Here is a 25,289-nt window from a genome sequence, read left to right on the forward strand (position 1 = left end):
GGCTTTTTACCTATACAATTACTTTTTAATTATTCATCTTTACCTGCTACTGATAATTCTTTAATAACAACTGAAGGTGAGCCTATACTACTCATTGGAAATTCTAAATCTTCTCCTATAACTTCAATATTTTTCAATAGGTCAAAATAGTTTCCTGCTACTGTAATTTGCTCTACTGGAAATGCTTTTTGCCCTTCTTTAATATAAAAACCTTTAGCTGCCAAAGAAAAGTCTCCTGTTACTGAATTTGCACCTGAATGAAGACCTGCAAAACTAGTAACCATCAATCCTTCACCTATATCCTTCATAATTTCATCTAGAGATTTATCTCCTTTCTCTATATAAAAGTTAGTTGGATGTATACCTATAGGTGATGAATACGAAGATTTTATTCCATTTCCTGTAGTCTTTACATTTGCCTTATTAGCCGTCTTTAAGTTATGAAGTAAAGTTATAAGCTTTCCATTTGAAATGACTTCTTTTTTAAATGTGGCTACTCCTTCATCGTCAAAAGGAGTAGATGCCATACCATTTTCTAAAAGTGGGTCATCAACTATTGTAACTATAGGAGATGCTATCATATCTCCTTCTCTGTCTTTTAATAAAGATAATCCTTTTTGAGCTGAATCTGCATTAAATATTCCAGAAAATGTGCTAAGTAAAGATACCATAGCTTCATTAAACAGTATAGTTTTATATTTACCTGATGGAATACTCTTACCACCTACTTTAGATAAAGCATTATCAACACCAAGTTTTGCTATCTCGTAAGGCTTTATTTCTCCAATAGAAGTTGCTATATTGTATCCTACTCCATCATATTTTTGCCCATTGTCTTCTATGATAGGAACTACAAACCCTATAAGCATATTAGTTGTATTACTCAAATCAAGACCTTTAGTATTATATATACCATTGCTTGATACAGAATAAGATATAGTACATCTAGATAAATTTACTACCTTATCTGAATAAGCTTTAGTCTCTCTTTCCATTTCTAGAGCTAAATCAATCAACTTATCTGCTTCTAAATTTTCCAACTCTTTAGAATAAGTCTTTACATCATTATAGTGCTTGTCACCTTCATATATAAACTGTACATCTTCATTTTCAATGGTATTTAACCCATCTTTTACACTTTTTATCAACATATCAACAGCTTTATCATCTAAAATTTCAGTATAAGAGTAACCTATCTTTCCATTTACCTTACCTCTAAAAGATAAACCGAAAGACTTATCAAGATTGTATTTTTCAACTTCTCCTTCATATATATTTATACTTAAATTTTCTCCTGTATAATAATATATTTCACACTCTTCAAAACCTTCACTTAGAGCCTTTTTAAATAATATATCCTTAAAACTTTTAAGTTCCACAATTATCCCTCCTATCTTCCACCTACAGTAATTTCTTTTACCCTTATCATAGGTTGACCTACATTGGTTGGTATACTTCCTGATGATGAACCACACATCCCCTGAGCTTGTTTTAAGTTGTCCCCAACCATATCTATATTCATAAGTACATCGCTACCTTTTCCAATTAAACTAGCACTTCTAACTGGCTCTTGTATTTCTCCATTTTTTATCAAGTAGCCTTCTGAAACTGCGAAATTAAACTCTCCTGTTACAGGATTTACAGAACCGCCACCCATTTTTTTAGCATAAAGTCCATCTGGTATTGACTTTATAATATCTTCTGGTTTATCTTCTCCAGCAGCAATATAAGTGTTGGTCATTCTTGAAGTTGGAGCAAATTTATAGTTTTGTCTACGAGAACTTCCTGTAGGATTCATTCCCATTCGTCTACCATTCAGCTTATCTATCATATAAGACTTCAATATTCCATTTTCAATTAGTATATTTTTTTGAGCTGGATTTCCTTCATCATCTATATTCATAGAGCCCCAGTAATTTGGTATTGTACCATCATCTATAGCTGTAATCTTTGTAGAAGCAATCTGTTGACCTAATTTATCTGCAAATACAGAGTTGCCTTTTGCAACTGATGTAGCTTCCAAAGAATGTCCACATGCTTCATGAAAAATTACCCCACCAAATCCATTATCTATCGCCACCATCATATTACCTGCTGGACAATTTTTAGCATGCAACATAGTATGTGCTACTCTAGCCGATTCTCTTGCATAGTATTCTGGGTCTATCTCTTCAAATATCTCAAATCCTTTGCAACCTCCAGGACCTTCAAATCCAGTTTGATTTTCATTGCCTTTAGATGCAACTGAACTTATTCCAAGTCTCGTTCTTATTCTTCTATCTTCAACATATACTCCTTCAGTATTTGCAATTAATATTTTTTGGTCTTTATCTGAATAGCTAACACTCACTTGTGATATATCACTACTAAACTCTTTTGCACTCTTATATGCAATCTTCATTACATTTACTTTATCTCTATTACCTATTGAATTTGGATAAATTTTTATATTATGTATGTTATTTATTTTAATATTGTCATTTAGTATTACACTTTTTCCATCTTCTAATCTACCTAGAGCAACAGCAGCTTTATATGCTACATCCAACAAACTATTTAACGAATTGTCACTTGTATAAGCATATATACTTTTTAATCCTTTAAATATTCTTATTCCTATACCATAATTTCTTCCACCTATTGCATTTTCTACCTTATTATCTATTAAACTAATAGAATTATTTATAGTGTCTTCTTCAAAAATCTCAGCGAAGTCTCCTCCAGTAATTAGACACTTTTCTAATACCTTTGAAGCTATATCTTTTGAAAGCATAAATTTACCTCCTACTTTAAATTTTTAATTAACTTTTATCTAATCCTTTTACTTATTAAAAACATCATATACCACTATTACTTAAAGTAAAGTACTTATAAATATATTATACATATGTTTTACACTAAAATGTTATCACATTTTTATTTATACATACCCATATATCTAGATAATTAAAATGTATAATATTATTTGCTATAGAAAATAATACACTCATACATAATAAATTTTAGGAGTGAAATATATGAATCAAGAATATGTAAAAGGAAAACCTATTTTTACTAATATAAACAAAATTCCAAAACAATTTCCGTATCTTACTGATGACATTGATACTGATGTTATAATTGTTGGTGGTGGTGTTACTGGATGCATTTGTGCTTACTATCTAGCTAAAAACAATATAAAATCAGTCATTCTTGAAAAAGGAAGGATTGCACATGGAAGCACTAGTGTAACCACTTCTCTTTTACAGTATGAGTTAGATGACAATTTGATAGACTTAACAGAAGTTATGACTTTAACTGATGCTCTAAAAGCATACAACCTTTGTGTATCAGCACTTGAAGAGTTAGATGAATTTATAGAACTCTATGGAAATAAGTGTGATTATGCCAAGAGAGATACTCTACTTTATACTGCTAATAAACTTGAAGTTAAGGCTATAAAAGAAGAATATAATTTAAGAAAAGAAAATGGATTCGATGTTGAATATATTGATGAATCTACAAACCCTTTTAGTTTTGATTTGAAATCAGGGTTGATAGCAAAAAACGGAGGAAGAGAACTAGACCCATATAAGTATAGTCATCATTTAATCGATGTAAGTCTAAAAAATGGTCTGCAAGTATATGAAAATACGGAAGTAAAAAAAGTAGACTTTTCAAATGATAAAGTAACTGCTGAAGTATCTTATGGTTATAAAGTTCATGGAAAAAAACTAATCGTAGCTACAGGGTACAATACAAGTTTATTTACAAAAAGAAACTTTGCAACTAAGTCAAATACTTTCAATATAGCAACAAAACCGATTGAAAACATAGATTCTTGGAAAAACAATATTCTAATTAGAGATAACTGTGACCCATATAATTATCTAAGAACTACGAAAGATAATCGATTAATTATAGGTGGCGAGGATGTAAGTTTTGATGATATAGAAAATGAAACTTTAGCTAATGAAAAGTATGACATTTTGGAACAAAGATTAAAAAGTATGTTTAAGGATATAAAAGATATACAGATTGAGTATAAATATTGTGGTTGCTTTGCTTCTACTTCAGATAATTTAGGTTTTATTGGTCCAGATAACAAAAACCACAATCTATGGTATTGCCTAGGTTATGGAGCCAATGGAATACTCTTTGCAATACTTGGTGGTATAATGTTAAGTGAATTGTATCTTGGTAAAGAAAATAAAAATATGAAATTGTTTAGAGTAAATAGATTTGATAAATAGACATTATATATTAAAAGACTGTACAAAAAAAGAACTTTAGAATTCTAAAATCTAATTTTTGTACAGTCTTTTATAATGTTCTTTTTAAAAACACTTTATTTATAATTAAATATAAAGTAAAATATTAAAATATAACTGATAAATTTAGTCATAGTATAATATTTAAGTTTATTTGATGAAATATGGAGGAATCATTATGAAAGAAATACTCGTTATTGCTCCCACTAAAGGAACCTACGAAAAATCAATTCACATAGTTAAAAAACACAAGTATACAAATATTGATGTTGTATTTGGTAATCTAAAAGAAGGAATACCTCTTGCTGAAAAAAGTATTAATCATGGGACCAGAATTATCATAAGCCGAGGTGGGACTTACAATATGCTAAAAGCTACTTACAACATACCTGTAGTTGAAATTAAAGTAGATGCTTATGATATCATAGAAAGCTATAAAGAAGTAAAAAACTCTAATGAGCCATTTGGAATAATTGGATTTAATAATGTAATCTATGGTTTTGACATTATAGAAGAAATATTGAATAAAAAAATAACTATGATTGAAATTGAAAAAGAAGAAGAGATTTATGATGCTATAGAAAAATATAGAAAGAAAGGTATCAACACATATATAGGAGATACTACTGTTGCACATATTGTTAAAAGACTCAATTGCAAGGGGATATTAATCGAATCTAGGGAAGAAAACATACTTAGAGCTATTCAACAAGCAGAACAAATACTTGATGCAACTAAAGATGAACAAAAAAGAAGATTACAGATAGAAGCTATGACAGATTTCGTACATGATGGGATAATAACAGTCGATAAAAATTTTAAAATCACATTATTTAATAAGAGTGCTGAAAAAATATTTGGTATAAAAAAAGAAAATGCACTTTATCATAATGTTATAGATGTTATTCCAAACACAGTTCTTCCACAAGTAGTTGAGACTATGGAACCTCAAATTGGTGAAATACAAAATATAGGAAGTACAAAAATCATTACAAATAGAGTTCCAATCATAGTTGATGGTCAAATTCAAGGAGCTGTTTCTACATTTCAAGATAGTAAAGAAATAAGTTCTTTTGAACATACAATAAGAAGAAGTCTATTAAATAAAGGACTCTCTGCCAAATACACTTTTGACGATATAATACATGCTAGTGAAAAAACGAAAAATTGCATAGAAATTGCAAAGAAATATGCCTGTTATGATACTCCAATGATTATTACTGGAGAATCAGGTGTTGGTAAAGAGCTGTTTTGTCAAAGTATACACAACTATAGTAAACGTAAAAAGGCACCTTTTGTTGCTGTAAATTGTGCTGCTATACCTCCATCTTTAATAGAAAGTGAATTTTTTGGTTATGAGGAAGGTTCATTTACAGGTGCAAGAAAAAAAGGTAAAGCAGGCGTATTTGAGTTAGCACATGAAGGTACAATCTTTCTCGATGAAATAAGTGAAATTCCTCTTGAACTTCAAGGACGACTGTTGAGAGTATTACAGGAAAAACAAGTTATGAGAATTGGTGGTGATAAAGTCATCCCTATAGATGTAAAAATTATTTGTGCTTCTAATAAAGACTTAAAAAATATGATGCGTGATGGTTTATTTAGACAAGACCTTTATTTTAGAATAAATATCTTAACACTATATCTTCCTTCCTTAAAAGAAAGAAAAGAAGATATTTTAGAGTTGTCAGAATTTTTTATACATAAATATTCAATCAAATACAACAAAACACCTTTAATAATCACTCCAAATATTAAACAAGTACTTCTTGAACGAGAATACGAAGGGAATATAAGAGAACTGGAGGGAATGATGGAAAGAGCTGTTATTGTAGAATCATTTGACTCAATTTTATCAGAAAAATATAACAGCGAGTATACAAATAATATAGCTAATACAAATAATATAGCTAATACAAATAATAATAATTTTGAATGTAATAACTTAGATTTAAAGACATTAGAAAAAAAATATATCTATAAAATTTACAACGAAAACAATAGAAATACTACAAAAACTTGTGAAATTCTAAAAATAACCCGCTCTACTCTATGGAGAAAATTAAAAGAAATAGAAAATGATGTTTAAAAATAATACATATTTAATATAACGAAACGTTTTATGTTTAATTTTAATACATAAAACGTTTCGTTATTTTGCTGAAAAATACGATTATATAATAAAATAATTATTTTCAATTTTAAATTTCACACAATTATGCATTTAATTCTAAGTAATCTACAGCATTTCAAACAAGCAACAAAAATAATCAAAATAACTTTAAATACAAAATCTATATATTGGCATAGTAATTGCTTTTAGATACTTATATAAAAATGTAAAGGAGTGATACTAGATGCACATCTTAAAATCAGTGAAAAAGATACCGGGAGGACTTATGGTATGTCCCTTGTTATTGGGAGCACTATTTAATACAGTATGTCCACAAGCTCTAGAAATTGGAGGATTCACAACATCCTTATTTAAAACTGGTGCAATGAGTATACTTGCTCTATTCTGTCTATGTAATGGTGCTCAAATTAACATTAGACAAGCTGGTAAACCATTGACTAAAGGAATAGTGCTTACAGCAACAAAATTTATAATTGGTGCAGTATTAGGTATTATCGTCAGTAAATTTATAGGGCCTAAAGGCATAATTGGTATTACACCTCTTGCCATAGTGGCTACCATGACCAATTCAAATGGAGGTCTATTTGCTGCACTTGCAGGTGAATATGGAGACTCTACAGATGTTGGAGCAATATCTATATTATCTTTAAATGATGGTCCTTTTTTCACAATGCTTGCTTTTGGAGTGACTGGACTTGCAAATGTACCTATAGTTGCACTATTTGCAGCACTCATACCAATACTACTTGGATTTATACTTGGGAATCTCGATGAAGATATACGAGAATTCCTTGCACCTGGTACAACATTATTAATTCCTTTCTTTGCTTTCCCTTTAGGAGCAGCATTAAACTTTAATCAAATTATAACTGCTGGATTACCTGGGGTTGTACTTGGCTTAGGAGTTACTCTAATAACAGGTATGGGTGGATACTTTGTAATGAAACTTATACGTACAGAGCATCCAGCAGTGGGTGCAGCTACTGGAACAACAGCCGGCAATGCAGCTGGTACTCCTGAAGCTTTAGCTGCTATAGACCCTACTCTAGCTACAATTGCAGCTGTTTCAACAGTACAGGTTGCTGCTGCTATCATTGTTACAGCAATATGTTGTCCAATGTTAGTTTCTTTTCTAGATAAAAGAGAAAAAAAGAAAAAAGCTATTTTTAAAACAAATAAAAATATTGAAGTAAATTAATATTTAAGGAGGTAAAAGTGATGAATGCAATTATTCATGCAAATGAAAAAGATAATCTAGTTACATGTGTTAGACCTTTAGTTAAGGGTGAAAAAGTTTCAATTGATGGAAAATCTTACATAGTAAATGATGATATCCCTGTTTTTCACAAGATGGCTACAGAAGATGTAAAAAAAGGTGATGTTGTCTATAAATATGGTGAAGTTATAGGAATCGCAACAGTTGACATAAAAACTGGTGACTATGTTCATGTACATAATATTGAAAGTACACGTGGTCGTGGAGACAAAAAATAGGAGGTAATTGAAATGAAATTAATGGGTTATTTAAGAGAAAATGGACAGTTTGGTATTCGTAATCATGTTTTAGTTATTCCAACATCTGTATGTTCAAGTGAGACAGCTACAAGAATAGCATCACTTGTACCTGGAGCAATAGCTATCCCTCATCAACATGGATGTTGTCAAATTGGTTCTGATATAGAACTTACAGCAAAAACATTGATAGGATTTGGGAAAAATCCTAATGTTGCGGCAGTTTTAGTAGTTGGTCTTGGTTGTGATGGTATACAAGCAAAAGACTTAGCTTCTGAGATAGCTACAACAGGAAAAAAAGTAGATTATGTTGTTATACAAGAATGTGGTGGAACCTTAAAAACAGTCTCTAAAGGAGCTGAAATAATAGGTCAAATGTCTCGTGAAGTATCAAAAGAAGTAAGAGTTGAATTCGATATGAGCGAAATTACATTAGCACTTGAATGTGGTGGTTCTGACCCAACAAGTGGAATAGCTTCAAACCCTTCAATAGGGGTTGCATCAAATCTTCTTGTAGATGAAGGTGGAAGCAGTATACTAAGTGAAACTACAGAAGTAATTGGTGCAGAACATTTACTGGCTACTCGTTTTGAAGATGAAAAAATGAAAGATAAGTTTCTTAAATTTGTAAGTGATGTAGAAAAGAGAGCAATTGCTATGGGAGAAGATTTACGTAGTGGTCAACCTACTCCAGGTAATAAAGCTGGTGGACTTTCAACAATCGAAGAAAAATCACTTGGATGTATGTATAAAGCAGGTAACAAGCCATTTAAAGGTGCTCTTGAATATGCTGATATTTTACCACATGATAAAAAAGGTCTATATTTTATGGATACTCCGGGACAAGATATAGATTCTATTACTGGTATGGTAGCAGGTGGTGCACAGATTGTAATCTTTTCAACTGGTAGAGGTACTCCAACAGGAAGCCCAATTTCTCCAGTTATTAAAATCACTGGAAATAGTGATACATACAACAAAATGCCAGACAATATAGATATAAATGCAGGTAGAATTATAACAGATGGTGCTAAAATAGCAGATATAGGGCAAGAAATATTCAACGAAATAGTAGAAGTATGTAATGGTAAATATACTAAAGCTGAAAGTCTTGGTCATAGAGAATTTGGTGTTTATAGAATTGCTTCTACATTTTAATATCTGATAAATATAATATATAAAGTATCTTTATATAAATACACTCCCCCTATATATACAAGATAAAAATCCTTTAACATAAAATTTAAAATATATAAAAGGGTCTATCAGTCAATAATTAAAATTATTAAGTGATAGACCTTTTATTTTTTGATATACTTATACTTTTCTCGTTTTAAATTCCCTTTTTAAGAATAACAGCACAATTATCATAGCAATAAAATCTGCAATTGGTTGTGCTAACCAAACTCCATCTAGATTAAATTTAATTGGAAGCACAATAATTAATGGTATAAATAAAATAAATTGTCTCAAAAGAGTTAAAAACATAGAATGTTTAACCTTACTTATACACTGAAAATACACAGGACCTACAATGGAAATTCCCATTATCGGCAATGTAATTAGATTTATATTTATACCTCTTACAGCTATCTCCATTAAATCTGAATCTTTATTAAATATACCTACAAATACTTCTGGGAAAACTTGTACTACTAAAAATCCAAAGGACAATATAACAATTGACACTATAATAGATAGTATTAAAGTTTTCTTTGCACGTTCATATTGCTTTGCACCATAATTGTATGATATTATAGTTTGCATACCTTGATTCAAGCCAAACACAGGCATCATAAACATCAATAAAATAGATGTAAGTGCTGTCATAGCTCCAATAGCTAAATCACCACCATAAGCCTTTAAAGAATTATTTGTAAATATATGAGTTATACTTATAGCTACTTCCATAGCAAAAGGTGTCATACCTATTGCAAATACATTTTTCACTATATCTTTATCTAATTTTAAATTATATTTTTTTAGTTTTAAATTGGACTTCCCTCTTATAAAATAATATGTTACCCAAATACATACCACTACTTGACAGAGTACTGTTGCTATAGCAGCTCCTTTTATACCTAAATCAAACACAAATATGAATATAGGGTCCAATATCAAGTTTAATACACAACCTACAATCATTGTTCTTGCTGCTAATTTTGGATTACCTTCTGCCCTAATCGCATTATTAAGAGAAAATGCAACTAGATTAAATATACTTCCAACCAATATAACACTCATATAGTCTTTTGCATAAGAGATTGAATCTTTACTTGCACCCAAAATAAAAAGTATATCTTCTAAAAAAACTAACCCTAATACAGTTATTATTAAAGATATAATTATAGATAGTGTCAAAGCATTACCTAATATCTTTTCTGCTTCTTCCTTATTTCTTTCACCTAACTTAATAGACAATCTTGTGCTAGCACCTACTGATATTAGCATTCCAAAAGCTATTATTAGTGTAAATACTGGCATAGTTACGCCAAGACCTGCAATAGCTATGGAACCAATACCTTCCATAGAACCAATAAATGCTCTATCTACTACATTATAAAGTGAAGTTACCATCATTGCTATTATTGCAGGTATCGAATATCTAAGTAATAAAATCCATATTTTTTCATGTCTTAATGCTTCTTGATTTTCCATGTTGTCACCATTTATACCATGTCATAAGTTATACAAATTGGTTTATTTGTTCTTGGGTCTGTTGCTATTTCTGCATCAATGTTAAATAATTCTTTTAGATTATCTTTCGTCATGACATCATATGCATCACCTTCACAAACTATTTTACCTTTCTTAATACCTATCATGTAGTCAGCAAATCTCGCTGCATTATTAAGTTCATGTATTACCATAACAATAGTTCTTCCTTGTTTTTTATTTAATTCATCTAATAATTTTAATATTTCTAACTGATGAGCTAAATCTAAATATGTTGTAGGCTCATCTAGTAGTAATATATCAGTCTCCTGTGCTAAAGCCATAGCTATCCATGCCCTTTGTCTTTGTCCTCCCGATAAGTCTTCTATATTTCTGTCTTTAAAATCTGCAATTCCAGTAACTTCTAAACTCCAATTTACAATATCTCTGTCCTCTTTACTAGAATTACCAAATCCACTCTTATGAGGAAATCTTCCATAAGAAATTAACTCTGAGACAGTAAGACCACTAGGAGCTTGAGGACTTTGTGGAAGTACAGCCATATCTTTTGCTATTTCTTTAGATTTCTTTTTATAAATATCCTTTCCATTTATATATATACTTCCACTCTTAGGACTAATAATTCTTCCTATAGTTTTAAGTATTGTTGATTTTCCACAACCATTAGCCCCTATTATAGTAGTTATTTTTCCTTTTGGTATATTTAAATTTAAATTTTTTACAATATCTGTATTTCCATATGATATATTTAAATTTTTAGTATTTATACAGTTCATAACAACACCCTTTCCTAATCATTTGCCAACATTAAATAGATAAAGTATGGCACTCCTATTATAGAAACCACTATACCTACTGGTATTTCTATAGGTGCCAGAATATTTCTAGATATAGTATCTGCTACTAAAAGTAATAATGTTCCTATCAGTGCTGATACTGGTATTAATCTTTTATGTTTTGGTCCTATTATTTTTCTACCTATATGTGGAGCTATTAAACCTAAAAATGAAATACTACCTGCTACTGCTGTAGATACACCAGATAAAATTACTGCATATATTATGAGCCTTCTTCTTTGTTTTTCTACTTCTACACCAAGACTTGTAGATACTTCATCACCCAAGTTTAAAACATCTATATATTTAGCTTTATACATAGTTATACCCATAAAAACTACTATAAATGGAAGTACAGCTATCACGTATTTCCAACTAGTTCCCCAAATACTACCTGATGTCCATGCCATAACTCTATTAAATTCTTGTGTTGTAAATTTCAATTGGAATATCGTCAAAATTGAGGTGAAAGCTATATTTATGCCTATACCAATAAGTAGTAATCTTGAAGAATTTATCCCACCTTTCCATGCAAGAGAATATATAAGAAAGGCTCCAAATAAAGCTCCTACAAGTGCAACAATTGGCATTGTAAATACGGTTAGATTACTCATTCCTTCATAAACATTCCCATTCATAAGGTATATGTAAACGACTACAAATAGTGCAGCACCTGAATTTATTCCCAAAATACCAGAGTCAGCCAAGTCGTTCTTTGTAACACCTTGAAGTATTACTCCCGCTGTTGATAATGCTGAACCAACCAAAAGTGCTATTACTATTCGTGGTAATCTCAATTTAAATATAGCAATTTCATGATTACGCTGACCTTGACCTAAAAAAGTCTTTATGACATCCATTGGTTCTATAGAAAATGAGCCCATATTTAAACTCACCAGAAAAGTGATAAAAATAAGTACCACTAAAATTGATATAACAAGCAATGCTTTAGAATTTATTTTCATAATATTTTTCATAGTACTTATTTCTCCCCCTTTCTAACAAGATATATAAATATTGGCACTCCTATAAGTGCTGTTATAGAACCTACTGGTGTCTCATATGGAGGATTTATCATCCTACTTAATATATCTGTATATACAAGCAATACAGCTCCTAGAACTAGAGAACTTGGTATTATATACTTATAATCTGAACCTACTATTCCTTTAGCTATTTGAGGAACTATAAGCCCTATAAAAATAATATTACCAGACACCGAAACAGATGCCCCAGTCATTAATATTACGAGTATTATACATATGAATCTAACAGTGTTAGTTTTTTGACCTAGTCCTATTGCTACTTCTTCTCCAAGGCTTAATATAGTTATTCTTGGAGCCATAACCATAGCTAATATAAATCCAATACCTCCAGCTATAAATAACAGCTTTACACCTTCCCAATTTACTCCTACAAGACCTCCTGATATCCAGAAACTCAATTGTTGAGATAAATTAAAATACATAGATATCGCTGATGCTAAAGAAATTAACAGTGTTCCAAGTGCTACTCCTGCAAGAGCTAACTTTACATTATTAACTCTTCCTCTTGACTTGGAGCTTATAAAATATATAAATAATCCACTTATACTTGCTCCAATAAATGCAAACATCATTACACTAAAATTTCCATGTATAAGTTGAGGAAGTTTTTTTTGAAGCACTAGTGATATCGCAATTGCAAATGTAGCCCCTTGTGTAATACCTATAACAGAAGGTTCAGCTATAGGATTTCTTGTTATTCCCTGCATTATTGCTCCAGAAACTGCTAAAAAGCCTCCAACAAGAGCTGCTGCTATTGCCCTTGGAAGTCTAACATCCTTTACTATTCTCATATTTATTCCATCTTCCATTTTTATTAAACTATCTATAACAGTCGATAGATTCATATCTTTTGCCCCAATAGCTATGGATAATACAATTCCAAGTACAAGTGCAACTATACTTACTAGTATCAACAAATAAGTTAAATTCTTTTTACTAAGCTTAGTCAATTATCTTACCCCCTTTTCCCTTTTAATCATTAGTATAGTAACATCTATTAAATATTTTTTATTTTAAACTTTATTAAAAATAGGTGTGAAAAATGAATATCATTATCTCACACCTACTAAGTTAAGAATTACTTTGTTAATTCATTTTTAACTGATTCTAATAATAACTCTTTTCCAATTGGATTATATGATTGACTAAAAAATGGAGCTGCGTCAAGTATTGTTACATTTCCATCTTTTACTGCTCTTATTTGAGTCCAGATAGCACTATTTTCTAAATCTTTTTTATCTGATTCTGTAGCAATTACAACTATATGGTCTGCATCTATATCCGTTAGACCTTCCATACTTACCATTGGTAATGTTATTCCATCTTGTTTAGGCATGTTTTTAGGTCTAGCTAGTTTCATATCATCATTGATTAAAGTTCCTATTCCACCATCACTAAATACCATAAATTGGCCTGAACTTGCTAACACTGGTAAATAAGTTTTTTCTCCATTTTTCTCTGTAACTTCTTTACCTAATTTTGTAGCTTTTTCATCATACTTCTGTAACCAGTTTTTAGCATCCTCTTCTTTATCAAATAACTTTGAAACATCAGTTAACTTACTTCTCCAGTCATTTGCATAATCTTTCATCATTACTACAGGTGCTATTTCTTTTAATTGGTCATATATTTTTTCTTGTCTTTGACTCATTATTATTAAATCAGGATTTACTTCTAATATAGCTTCCATATCCATAGTGTCCATCATTGAGTGTCCAACTATTTTTACATCTTTAAGTTCTTCTCTTATGTAACTTGGTAATTTATCAGTTTCATATGAGTCTACGTTTGCTGTTGCAACAGGTTTATGACCTGCTAATAATAGTTCTTCACTACTTCCTGATATATCAACTATTTTTTTAGGATTTGATGGTATCTTAACATCTCCCTTAACAGACTGTACAACTCTTGTATCTGATTTATCTTTATCATCTGTATTCTTATCTGAACATGCTGTAACAAGTACTAGCGTAGTTATAATAGATATAAATATTGCAAGTGATTTTATTTTTTCCATGATTTTTTCTCCTACTTGTTTATTATAATTATATGATATTGATTATCATAAGCACATATTTATTATAGCATTTTTCTATTTTTAGTCAATATTATTTTGTAAAAGGATAAAAATTCCTAATTAATCTTAATTATATATACTACAGATAAGGTTTTCTCGTATTAAACAATAATTTAAAACTTAGATTTTTATATAGACAGAATGACTTTTCAGTTAAACAATGATAAAATACAACTTATAAAAAAGGTCTTTAGTAAGGAGGATTTGAAATATGGTACATTTAGTATATTGTGATAATGCAGGAAAAAAAGGAGAAAAGGTCTTAGATAAAATTTTATCTGGAACAAAAACAATGGTTATTAGAGGTGCTGCTGGTAGAAAAATACCGCATAGCAGAGTATTTCAAGATGAGTCACTTTATTTTATGGAAAAAGGAACTGGAAACATATCTGCAAAAGCTACTGTCAAAAAAGTAGAAAACTATGCTAAGTTAACAGAAGATGGAATTTCCAAGATTCTTGATGAAAATCAACCAAAGTTAAATTTATCTGAAAAGCAAAAAATTCGTTGGCACAAAAAGTGTTTATGTTTAGTAGAATTTGAAAATGTAGAAGAAATAACATATCTTGATTTTGACCATCAAGGAAATATGGATGATTGGCTTATTATTGAAAAAATTGAAGATGTAGTTGTTGGCACTAGTATACCTTATAATTATGAGAAATCTAAATTTTAAAACATGGATAAAAGCGTAATAAATTGCTAAATTCTATTTTAATAAAAAGAGTATCTGTAATAATTATAATAAATTACTACAGATACCTTTTTATGATAACTCTTTTAAATTACTTACTTTCTAATCTTTCATATACATCTATAAATTCTTCTGCTAATTGCTGAAAATTCATAGACGTCATTAAATGGTCTTGTGCATGAATAAGTATAACACTTATATCAGTTTTATTACCACTAGCTTCATTTTGTATTAGTTCTGTTTGGAATTTATGAGCTTTATGAATTGATTCTTTTGACTTTTCAATACATTCTCTGGCTTTATCTATATTCCCGCTCTTTGCTTCTTTTATAGCCTCAAATGCCAACCCTTTTGCATCCCCTGCAAATCCAATTATTCCAAAAGATATTTCTATCATTTTTTCATCCATATATTCTACCTCCTAAATATCTCTATAGCTTGATATGACTAATCCATTCTTTTCTAAAAATTCTTTGACTCCTTTAGATGTAAGTATCTTGTGCTCTTTTGTTCTATCAATCGCATAAGATGTGGAATTTAAAATATAATCATCTAAAAAAGCTGGGTGAGACATAATATCCACTACATCATACTTCATTATTTCGTCTATATTTTTTATAAAAAACTCTTCACTTACATTTTCCTTATAAAAACTGTCAATTAATGGTACTATTTTTGAATACTCCAAATTATATTCAAATCCACCTCTTATTGGAAGATTATACTTATTTACAATCTGCTCTATTACTGGTTTTAAACTTACTAAAGTATGAATGTGATGGTGACTATCCAAATGAGATATGTCTATTCCAAGCGCTTTTACTTTATCTATTTGAGCACAAAGTTCTCTATAAATCTCATCACAATCCATATTTTTAATAATTTCATCTGTAATTCTTCTAATAAAAAAACCATCTTTGTCAACAATAGTTTTTAAATCAGATAATAATGGTCTAGCACAACTTAAAGTCATATGAACGCCACAATTTAAAGACTTATTTTCTTTAAGCAATTTCACTCCATGTTCTACCCCAGGCATATTTGCCATCATAGAAGTAGACTTAACTATTCCATTATTATGAGCTGATATTATACCATAATTGACAGCTTCACAATAGCCAAAGTCATCTGCATTTATTATAATTTTAGTCATACTATAACCTACTTTCTATAGATTATCTATTAAATCTAGGAAGATAATCTTTATGAGCTTCTAACATTTCATCTAATATAGTTTTTGCCAAATCATCTGAAGGAATTAATGGGTTTATACAAAGCGCTAAAAGAGCAGACTCATAATCTCCATACACAGCTGCTTTAGCTGCCAAGACTTCAAATGACTTAATTTGACTTACTAGCCCATGTACAGAATCTGGTAAATATCCCATACTTAATGGCTTTGGACCATTTTTTGTTATTACGCTACTAACTTCCACAGCTTGCTCGTCTTTAAAATCTCTTATGGCACCATTGTTTAATGTATTAACTACTTGGATGTCTTTTTTATCATTATATATAGAACTTATTAGATTACAAGCAGCATCGCTATAATAAGCTCCTCCTCTTTTTTCAAGCTGAGGTGGTTTTATATCTAGTTTTTCATCCTTATATAATTCAAATAATTGTTCTTCTAATTCTTTAACTACTTGACCTCTGGCTTTTCCTTCTTTAAACTCTATTAACTCATCTTCAAGCATTTCTTTAGTTTTATAATAATATCTATGGTATGGACAAGGTATAGCACCTAGAGATTTTACAAATTCCGAATTAAAATCAATAGCCTTTATATTTTGCATACTTATATCTGCTTTAACAAACTTATCTATGGCTTCTTTTGTAACATCTTCTCCATCTAAAAATACATTTAAACCATAAACCATATGATTAAGACCTGCAAAATCCATACTTATTCTATCACTTTCTACGTTAAATAGTTTAGCAACATCATTTTTTAAATGAATTGGAACATTACATAAACCTATATATTTTTTGAAGTTAGTATATTTTAATACAGCTTCTGTTATTATACCTGTTGGATTTGTAAAATTCACCATCCATGCATTTGGACATAATTCTTCCACATCTTTTATTATATCAAATATAATTGGTATTGTGCGAAGGGCTTTGAATAGCCCTCCAGCACCATTAGTTTCCTGTCCCATAACTCCATGAGATAAAGGAATAGTTTCATCTTTAATTCTTGCATCTAAAAGACCTACTCTAAGTTGTGTTGTCACGAAATCTGCATCTTTTAGAGCTTCTCTTCTATCCAAGGAAAGATTTATTTTCATATCTATTCCAGCTTTTTTTACCATTCTTTTAGCTAGATTTCCTACTATCTCTAATTTTTCTTTTCCATCTTCTATATCTACAAGCCACAATTCCTTTACAGGTAGCTCTTCATATCTATTTATAAAACCTTCTACAAGCTCAGGAGTATAACTTGAACCTCCTCCGATTGTAACTATTTTTAGTCCATTTTTCATCTTATTATACCATCCTTACCTACAATTTAGCATATTCTATATAACCATATACATTTATTAAACGAATAAAACTACCTAGTTGTTAATTTTTTAGTTTCTTAGCCTCCATTTTTTCAGATGCTATTACAAATGGAATATATATTAATATTGATATTATTAAATTAAATAGTGCCAAAGCTCCACCAGTCCAATCACCAGTAGCCATTGCTCCACCTAGTATAGGAGGTGTTACCCAAGGTATTTTAGGTAAAATTACTGGTGCTACTAACCCAAAATCTATTGCTAAGTATGATACAGCACTACATATTACTGGTGCAAGTACAAATGGAATCATAAATATAGGATTTAAAACTATTGGAAGTCCGAATATCAATGGTTCTCCTATGTTAAATATTGCTGGTGGTCCACCTAATACTATCATTTCTTTACGTCTTCTTCCTGCTATTATTAAAGCTATAACTAATCCTAACACCATTCCAGAACCACCTAAATATACAAATGCATCAAAGAATGAGCCTGCAAGTACATGGTATCCTTCAGTTGCTCCTGCTTGAGCTAAAGCGGCATTTTCTCCACCTAACTTCATAAGTATAGTTTCTGTAAAAGGAAGTGCTATATTTGCACCATGAAGACCAACAGTCCAAAGTATATGAATTATAAATGCAATAAGCATTGTAGAACCTAGACTATCAGCTACATTTGATAGTGGTGCTCCCAAATAAGTATTTAAAATATCTGTTAAGAAACTTCCATTTGAAAGTATCTTTATCAATACTCCTATTACTGTAAATATCATTATAGTTAACATTCCTGGTATTAACTTTGCAAATGACCTTGAAACTGCTGGTGGAACTCCGTCTGGCATTTTTATAGTCAATTTCTTTACTTTAGATAATCTTACAAATATTTCAGTTGATAATAATCCTATTAATATAGAAGAGAATAAGGCAGCTGTCCCTAGGTAAGTTTGTTGTATCATTCCCCATCCTTCAACTGCTGTAGTTCCACCTTCTGGAACTATTTTACCAATTTGTGGAGCCATTATAAAAAAGATAGATAATGCTATAAGTCCAGCCTGTAACCCATCACTTTCATAAGATTTGGCTAAAAAGTAGGCAACACCTATTACTAAAAATACTGCCATCGTACCTATTGCTCCCCACCAAAGGTCAGCTCCAAATGTAGTCCAGTTTTCTCCAAATATACTTGCCATTAAGTTCTTATATGCTTCTAATGGCAAGTTGTTTATCAATGTTCCTAATGCACCTACCATAGTTATAGGTATCATTGCTATAAATGCATCTCTTACTGCTACTAAGTGCCTTTGAGCTCCTATTTTAGCAGCTACAGGCACTATATATTTATCCATAAATGACATGAAATTTTCCATTTTACATCCTCCAGTACAACTTTATTTTGAACTATTTAATTCTATAGCTCTATCTAACACAGCTTTTCCATTACATCTTCCATAATCCATCATATTTATAACTTCTACTGGAATATTATGTGGTTTTGCCATTTCAGTTGCTTTTCCTAATACATATCTAACTTGAGGTCCTAAAAGTAAGACATCACAATTTTCTATTTCATTTTTTAAGTTTACTTCTGATATAGCCCATATTTTCGCTTCTATACCGTTTTCCTTAGCAGCATCCTCCATTTTTGTAACTAACAAACTAGTTGACATTCCTGCTGAACAAGCTAACATTATTTTTATCATTTTTTTCCCTCCAAATTAGATTTATTAAAATATTTTTTTAAGTCATACTGTCTTTAAACTATACATTTAAAGTATGCTCTTTTATTAATTATTATTCCAATGTATATATCTTATTTTTAAATGTATATACATTTAATTCTTGATATTATTATATATCAAATGTATATACATTTCAAGAAAACTTTTTCATTTTATTTAAATTTTATTCGACAACAGCACTCAAAGTTAAAGTGTATCCATGATGATATGTGTGTGAGTATTCAAAAACCTCACTATTTTGTAACTTACAGATTTGATTTATATACAAAAGTGGCTCTGGTCCTTCCAGCTTCAAATTTACCATGCACTCTTCATTTGATATTACAGCTTGTACTTCTCTCTCTGACATAGCTATCTTATATCCACACACTTCTTCAACAAAATTATAAAGAGAATTTTCACAGTGCATCTTATTTAAATTTGGAAATAACTTAACTGGCATATAAGTAATCATATATGAAACTCTTGTATCATTTGCTAATCTTACTCTTTTTATTTCCCATACGTTTTCTTCCAGACTTATATTTAACCTACTTGATAACTCTTCATCTGCCTGAACTATTTCAAGAGATACCAATATATTAGACACTTTATATCCCTTACTTTCCATCTCTTTAGTAAAACCACTCACAGATGATATATTATCATATATATTATTTGCAAGAACTATACTTCCTACACCTCTTTGTCTTGTTATATACCCTTCTTTCACTAGATTGTTTAATGCAGACCTTACAGTCATTCTAGTTACATTAAACTCTTCACTCAACTGTTTTTCAGAAGGGATTAAATCCCCTTCCTTTAAACTATCTGAATTTATCAATTCTCTAACATGATTTTCTATAACTTTATAAATTGGCTCTTTCATTTAATTCACTCCTCATCAATTAAAGCTTTTATATAATAAGATAATTTTATATACAAATAAAGAAAATGTCTATACATTTAGGATAAATTAAATTTTATTTGGACATCTTATACAACTTTCCAACTTTCAGTAAATATATAAATAAACTTATCATCAATATTCCTTTTAAGATACTCGATAAGGTTATACTCCACCATACACCGTTTAATCCTAATATTTCTGGTCTAGATATAAAATAAGCTAATGGTACTCTTGCGCCAGTCAATATAGTAACTATAGTAGAAGGTATATAAGTTCGCCCTAATCCTTTAAAAGCTCCTGTTGTTATTATTTCTAAACACATAAAAAACTGAGAATAGCCTAATATTTTAAGATAAGTTGCTCCTTTTTCTATAGCCTCACTTTCATCTATAAAAACAGAAAATATACTTTCTCCTGCAAATACTAGTACTAAAGTGGTTATTATCCCAAGTATAGAAGATGCAATTATAGCTATTTTACAACCTTTATTTATCCTAGAATACTTTTTAGCACCATAATTTTGTCCAACAAAACTACCTAATGCAACTGCTAATCCTTCAGCAGTCATCCATGATATTGCTTCTATCTGTGAACCTACTTTTTGAACTGCAACTGCTACAGGACCCCATGATGCTACTATTACTCCTAGTAACATTGAAAATACTGTAAACATACCATTCTGTATAGCTACAGGAAAACCTAACTTGTATAACACTTTATAGTATCTAAGTTCTATTTTTCTAAATATTTTTATTTTAAAATATTCTTCTTTGCTCTTAATTACTATACATAAAAAACATGTAGTAACTACTATCTGTGCAAACACAGTTGCAATAGCAGCTCCTGCTACTCCAAGCCTTGGAGCAGGTCCCCATCCAAAAATTAATATAGGGTCAAGTATAATATTAGTTATTAATCCTACCGTATTAATGCAAAAAGGAGTCTTACTATTTCCAAGTCCATTAAAAATTGCAGTAAAAACTGGATTTATGAAATAAAATATCATGCCTAAAGCTACTATTATCAAATATTGTCTAGACATAGTTATAACTTCTAAATCTCCCAACTTAAAAAAACCTATCAGCTGTTTATTGAATACTATTAAAGATATTGTATATATTATTGCTAACATAATATTTATTTCTATTGCTGATTTTATATATGATTTGGTAGTGCTTATATTATTTTCTCCTATACTTTGTGCTACTTTTACCTCTCCACCCACTTTTGAAATCATAATAAATGCCATTGCAAGCCATGGGAAAAAACCAGCCGTTCCAACTGCAGCTACTGCTCTACTTCCAGCTTTACCGACCCATATCATATCTATCATATTGTATCCCATTTGTATAAATGAGGTCCCCATTATTGGAAGTGATAGTTTAAGTAATTTTTCTGTAATTCTTCCTTCTGTTAAATCAAGTCTATCTTTCATTTCCCACCTCTTCTATATTATAAATTTTTAAATTTACTTGTTTATACAGCTAGATTTATTAATTTGTTTAATTAAAATCTCTATAATAAATAAAATATCTATATACTCATAAGTATAAATATAATTATTTCCTCAATTCCTATTATAATTCTTATCTTAACATCAATTAAGTATATATAGCTAAATAAATAATAAACTTGTACTTAATTAGAATAATTTATACTATATTTTCCAAACATTGACAAGTTTTTTTGAGGTTGATATACTAATATTTAAAATATTTTAAATTCTTATGAGGTGAATCAATGAACATAAATGAATATATAAAAGACTCTATTTTAGTTTTTGATGGTGCTATGGGAACGTACTATTCTAAACTAAAGAATAACGCTTTCAACTGTGAAATGGCTAATATAAATGACGCATCTACAATTTTATCTATTCATAGAGAATATATAAGAGCTGGATGTAAGGCCATTAAAACAAATACCTTTGCTGCCAATGAAATCCTATTGGAATGTGACTTTAAAACTGTCAAAGATATTATCCAAAGTGGATATGAAATTGCATTAGAAGCTACAAAAAATACAGATGTATTTGTATTTGCTGACATAGGCCCAATACCTGCTTTAAATGATAGAGACTTACTATCTGACTATAAAAAAATAGTGGATATATTTTTAGAGATTGGTGCAACAAATTTCATATTTGAAACATTTAGTAGTGACGAATATCTACCAGAAATCTCAAGTTATATAAAGAAAAAACGACCAAATTCATTTATATTAACAGAATTTGCAGTTAATCCTGAGGGATTTACTAGACTTGGAAAAAGTGGTATTAAAATATTTGAATCTATTTCAAAAAATAAAGACATAGATGCATTGGGATTTAATTGTATCTCTGGACCACATCATTTATTACACTTTATAAAGACAATTGCTATTAATGACAGTATAGTTTCTATTATGCCTAACGCTGGCTATCCTACTATCATCAATAACCGTATTTTTTTTGAAGATAATTCAGACTATTTTTCAGAACAAATGTTGGAAATACTAAATCAAGGAGTACGTATATTAGGTGGATGCTGTGGTACAACACCAGAATTTATTAAAAAGACTGTTGATATAATAAATTCTTCATACATATATGAAAATACTATAGAAAAAGTTCTTTCTCCAAGGGAAAAAGTTAAACCAATATCAAAAAATAAACTCTTGGAAAAGCTTGAAATAGGCAAAAAAATTATAGCAGTTGAATTAGACCCTCCAGTTGATACAGATATTGAATTTTTTATGAATAGTGCTAAAAAATTAAAAGACTATGGAGTTGATGCAATTACAATTGCTGATTGCCCAATAGCTAGGGCAAGAGTTGATAGTAGTCTATTAGCCTGTAAAATAAAGAGAGAATTAGATATTACTCCTATACCTCATATGACATGTAGAGATAGAAATATTAATGCCACTAAAGCTCTACTTTTAGGATTGAATATCGAAAATATAGACAATGTACTGGTAGTAACTGGAGACCCTATCCCATCTGCTGAAAGAGATGAAATAAAAGCTATGTTTAGTTTTAACTCTTCCATATTAGCAAATTACATAAAAACATTGAATGAAAATACATTTAATACACCTTTTAATATATTTGGAGCATTAAATATAAATGCAGTAAATTTCGATTCTCAACTTAAACATGCTAAGATTAAAATAGAAAATGGAGTTACTATGTTTTTAACCCAACCAGTTTTAACAGAACAAGCTTTATTAAACTTAAAAAAAGCTAAAGAAATACTTCCTGTAAAGATATTGGGAGGAATAATACCTGTTGTAAGCTATAGAAATGCTTGTTTTATGAATAATGAGATTTCTGGAATTACTGTTTCTCAAAATATTATAGATATGTACAAGAATACGTCAAAAGAAGAGTCTACTGAACTTGCTATTAATATATCTACTCAAATAGCAAAAGAAATTGAACCTTATGTAGATGGTTATTATATTATAACGCCATTTAAAAGAATTGATATAGTATGCAATATAATAGCAAATATTAACAAATAAAACAATTATAATATAATTACTATTAACACATTTTAAATACTATTTATAGAGTATATTATAATTCTAAGAATCCCTATATTTGAACATTTTAAGCTTGTTTATTCATTGTAATTTTTATATAAGTTTGGTAATATATAGATATATTATAGTAAAATTTATATATATTAATTATGGGAGATTGTGGGAGACTCTTTTCACAAAAATTTAAGCTATGAAAACAAATAAAAAATTTAATAGAGTTGATATGCAAGTTTCAATACTTACTGCAATTATTGTAATAATATCTTCTTCATGTGTATATTTTTTTAATTATGTATTGACTTATCATGATATGATACATACTCTAAGTGAAAGGTCGAGACGTATCTATAATTATGTAGAAAAAAATATTGATAAAGATACGTTTACTGAAATTAATTCTAAAGAAGACCAATCAAAAGACTCTTATAAAAGTTCTAAAACCTTATTGGAATCTGTAAAAAATACTACAGGAGTTATGTATCTATATACTGCTAAAAAAACAAAAGATGACTCATTAGTATATGTTGTTGATGGCTTGGATTCATCTAGAAGTGATTTTAGAAATGCTGGTGATTTGATAGAAAAAGAGATTTGGAGTGATCTTAACAAAGCACTAGATAATAATATATTGCTACCTAAAAAAATTAAAGCAACATCTTGGGGATATATATTCATATCATACTTTCCTATTCACAATAACGCTGGTAAAGTTGTTGGGGTAATAGGAATTGAATTTGAAGCAAATCATCAATATAATACATTTAAATTCATAAGTATAGTTACACCAATTATAGCATTATTGACTTGTCTAATATCAGCATTGGTTGCAGTAGTTCTATTTAAGCGTATATCTAATCCTACATATACTGATTTTGCCAATACAGATTACTTAACAGGTTTAAAAAATAGAAATGCTTTTGAAATAGATATGAATAATTTAAACAATTCAAACCTAAAGAATCTAATATCTATCATATCAATAGATTTAGATGGCTTAAAAAAAATTAATGATAAATTTGGTCATCAAACAGGAGATTTATACATTAAGCATGCAAGTAAAATTATACGAGATGTTATAGATACAAAACATGTAGTTTATCGTGTTGGTGGAGATGAATATCTAATTATTCTAAAAAATTTATCTTCTGAAGAGATAGATAGTATTATAAATAATATCAATTTAAAAATAATTGAAGAAAACTCGACTAACGAATTGAAATTATCAATGTCTATTGGATATGCTATATTTGATGAAAAATTAGATGTGTCTTTGTTTGATACATATCACCGTGCAGATTCTCAAATGTATGATAATAAAAGAAAATTGAAAGAGCGTGATTGATTTTAAGTTTAAAAAGAGAGTGTTTCAAAATGAACTTTTTAGTTCATGAGGCGCTCTTTT

At 29.6% G+C, this 25,289-nt stretch carries 22 protein-coding genes; 8 read left to right on the forward strand and 14 right to left on the reverse strand.

Features of this window, described 5'->3' with window-relative positions:
- Window positions 1–29: 29 nt before the first annotated feature.
- Entirely contained in the window at window positions 30–1,379 is a 1,350-nt protein-coding gene (locus ACTG45_RS16025; protein ID WP_479919374.1) for a TldD/PmbA family protein, read from the reverse strand.
- An 11-nt stretch (window positions 1,380–1,390) separates the two neighbouring features.
- Window positions 1,391–2,773, reverse strand: coding sequence for a TldD/PmbA family protein (locus ACTG45_RS16030; protein ID WP_479919375.1), 1,383 nt, complete (start codon window positions 2,771–2,773; stop codon window positions 1,391–1,393).
- A 244-nt stretch (window positions 2,774–3,017) separates the two neighbouring features.
- Between ACTG45_RS16030 and ACTG45_RS16035 the strand changes: the two genes are divergently transcribed.
- From ACTG45_RS16035 to ACTG45_RS16055, 5 genes are all read left to right on the forward strand, one after another.
- Window positions 3,018–4,232 carry an NAD(P)/FAD-dependent oxidoreductase gene (locus tag ACTG45_RS16035; protein ID WP_479919376.1) on the forward strand — a complete coding sequence of 405 codons (1,215 nt, stop codon included), beginning with the start codon at window positions 3,018–3,020 and terminating at the stop codon, window positions 4,230–4,232.
- Window positions 4,233–4,407: 175 nt separating this feature from the next.
- Window positions 4,408–6,339 carry a sigma 54-interacting transcriptional regulator gene (locus ACTG45_RS16040; protein ID WP_479919377.1) on the forward strand — a complete coding sequence of 644 codons (1,932 nt, stop codon included), beginning with the start codon at window positions 4,408–4,410 and terminating at the stop codon, window positions 6,337–6,339.
- 310 nt (window positions 6,340–6,649) lie between these two features.
- Entirely contained in the window at window positions 6,650–7,582 is a 933-nt protein-coding gene (locus tag ACTG45_RS16045) for a 2-keto-3-deoxygluconate permease (RefSeq protein ID WP_479919378.1), read from the forward strand.
- A 20-nt stretch (window positions 7,583–7,602) separates the two neighbouring features.
- A complete protein-coding gene (locus ACTG45_RS16050) occupies window positions 7,603–7,878 on the forward strand; it encodes a UxaA family hydrolase (RefSeq protein WP_021385946.1) in 276 nt (91 codons plus the stop codon).
- Between the two features lie 12 nt (window positions 7,879–7,890).
- A complete protein-coding gene (locus ACTG45_RS16055) occupies window positions 7,891–9,054 on the forward strand; it encodes a UxaA family hydrolase (protein WP_479919379.1) in 1,164 nt (387 codons plus the stop codon).
- 159 nt (window positions 9,055–9,213) lie between these two features.
- Here ACTG45_RS16055 and ACTG45_RS16060 read toward each other — a convergent pair whose 3' ends face one another.
- The 5 genes from ACTG45_RS16060 to ACTG45_RS16080 all read right to left on the reverse strand — a co-directional run bounded on the left by ACTG45_RS16060 (window position 9,214) and on the right by ACTG45_RS16080 (window position 14,471).
- Complete coding sequence (locus tag ACTG45_RS16060) at window positions 9,214–10,554, reverse strand: MATE family efflux transporter (RefSeq protein ID WP_479919380.1); 1,341 nt, start codon at window positions 10,552–10,554, stop codon at window positions 9,214–9,216.
- A gap of 11 nt (window positions 10,555–10,565) precedes the next feature.
- Entirely contained in the window at window positions 10,566–11,348 is a 783-nt protein-coding gene (locus ACTG45_RS16065; RefSeq protein ID WP_479919381.1) for an ABC transporter ATP-binding protein, read from the reverse strand.
- Window positions 11,349–11,362: 14 nt separating this feature from the next.
- Window positions 11,363–12,385 carry a FecCD family ABC transporter permease gene (locus ACTG45_RS16070; RefSeq protein ID WP_479919382.1) on the reverse strand — a complete coding sequence of 341 codons (1,023 nt, stop codon included), beginning with the start codon at window positions 12,383–12,385 and terminating at the stop codon, window positions 11,363–11,365.
- Between the two features lie 5 nt (window positions 12,386–12,390).
- Window positions 12,391–13,404, reverse strand: coding sequence for a FecCD family ABC transporter permease (locus ACTG45_RS16075; protein WP_479917428.1), 1,014 nt, complete (start codon window positions 13,402–13,404; stop codon window positions 12,391–12,393).
- Window positions 13,405–13,532: 128 nt separating this feature from the next.
- Window positions 13,533–14,471: an ABC transporter substrate-binding protein gene (locus tag ACTG45_RS16080; RefSeq protein WP_479919383.1), complete on the reverse strand. Its 939-nt coding sequence runs from the start codon at window positions 14,469–14,471 to the stop codon at window positions 13,533–13,535.
- A gap of 271 nt (window positions 14,472–14,742) precedes the next feature.
- Here ACTG45_RS16080 and ACTG45_RS16085 point away from each other — a divergent pair, with 271 nt between their 5' ends.
- Entirely contained in the window at window positions 14,743–15,207 is a 465-nt protein-coding gene (locus tag ACTG45_RS16085) for a hypothetical protein (protein ID WP_479919384.1), read from the forward strand.
- A 109-nt stretch (window positions 15,208–15,316) separates the two neighbouring features.
- On the opposite strand, the gene ACTG45_RS16090 is transcribed toward ACTG45_RS16085, so the two are convergent.
- The 7 genes from ACTG45_RS16090 to ACTG45_RS16120 all read right to left on the reverse strand — a co-directional run bounded on the left by ACTG45_RS16090 (window position 15,317) and on the right by ACTG45_RS16120 (window position 21,797).
- Entirely contained in the window at window positions 15,317–15,634 is a 318-nt protein-coding gene (locus ACTG45_RS16090) for a PTS lactose/cellobiose transporter subunit IIA (RefSeq protein ID WP_479917431.1), read from the reverse strand.
- Window positions 15,635–15,646: 12 nt separating this feature from the next.
- Window positions 15,647–16,378 carry a chitin disaccharide deacetylase gene (gene chbG / locus ACTG45_RS16095; protein ID WP_479919385.1) on the reverse strand — a complete coding sequence of 244 codons (732 nt, stop codon included), beginning with the start codon at window positions 16,376–16,378 and terminating at the stop codon, window positions 15,647–15,649.
- Window positions 16,379–16,400: 22 nt separating this feature from the next.
- Window positions 16,401–17,711: a 6-phospho-beta-glucosidase gene (locus ACTG45_RS16100; RefSeq protein WP_021385835.1), complete on the reverse strand. Its 1,311-nt coding sequence runs from the start codon at window positions 17,709–17,711 to the stop codon at window positions 16,401–16,403.
- A gap of 82 nt (window positions 17,712–17,793) precedes the next feature.
- Window positions 17,794–19,101, reverse strand: a complete 1,308-nt coding sequence (locus ACTG45_RS16105; protein WP_021385843.1) for a PTS sugar transporter subunit IIC — start codon at window positions 19,099–19,101, stop codon at window positions 17,794–17,796.
- 21 nt (window positions 19,102–19,122) lie between these two features.
- On the reverse strand, window positions 19,123–19,434 hold the full coding sequence (locus ACTG45_RS16110; protein WP_479917433.1) for a PTS sugar transporter subunit IIB: 312 nt from the start codon (window positions 19,432–19,434) through the stop codon (window positions 19,123–19,125).
- A gap of 202 nt (window positions 19,435–19,636) precedes the next feature.
- Window positions 19,637–20,341 carry a GntR family transcriptional regulator gene (locus ACTG45_RS16115; protein WP_021385834.1) on the reverse strand — a complete coding sequence of 235 codons (705 nt, stop codon included), beginning with the start codon at window positions 20,339–20,341 and terminating at the stop codon, window positions 19,637–19,639.
- A 94-nt stretch (window positions 20,342–20,435) separates the two neighbouring features.
- Window positions 20,436–21,797 carry an MATE family efflux transporter gene (locus tag ACTG45_RS16120; RefSeq protein WP_021385898.1) on the reverse strand — a complete coding sequence of 454 codons (1,362 nt, stop codon included), beginning with the start codon at window positions 21,795–21,797 and terminating at the stop codon, window positions 20,436–20,438.
- Window positions 21,798–22,102: 305 nt separating this feature from the next.
- On the opposite strand from ACTG45_RS16120, the gene ACTG45_RS16125 reads away from it, so the two are divergent.
- Entirely contained in the window at window positions 22,103–23,866 is a 1,764-nt protein-coding gene (locus ACTG45_RS16125) for a bifunctional homocysteine S-methyltransferase/methylenetetrahydrofolate reductase (protein ID WP_479919386.1), read from the forward strand.
- 211 nt (window positions 23,867–24,077) lie between these two features.
- Window positions 24,078–25,229, forward strand: a complete 1,152-nt coding sequence (locus tag ACTG45_RS16130; protein WP_021385822.1) for a GGDEF domain-containing protein — start codon at window positions 24,078–24,080, stop codon at window positions 25,227–25,229.
- The last annotated feature ends 60 nt before the right edge of the window (window positions 25,230–25,289 follow it).

The organism is Clostridioides sp. LIBA-7602 (assembly GCF_056688945.1).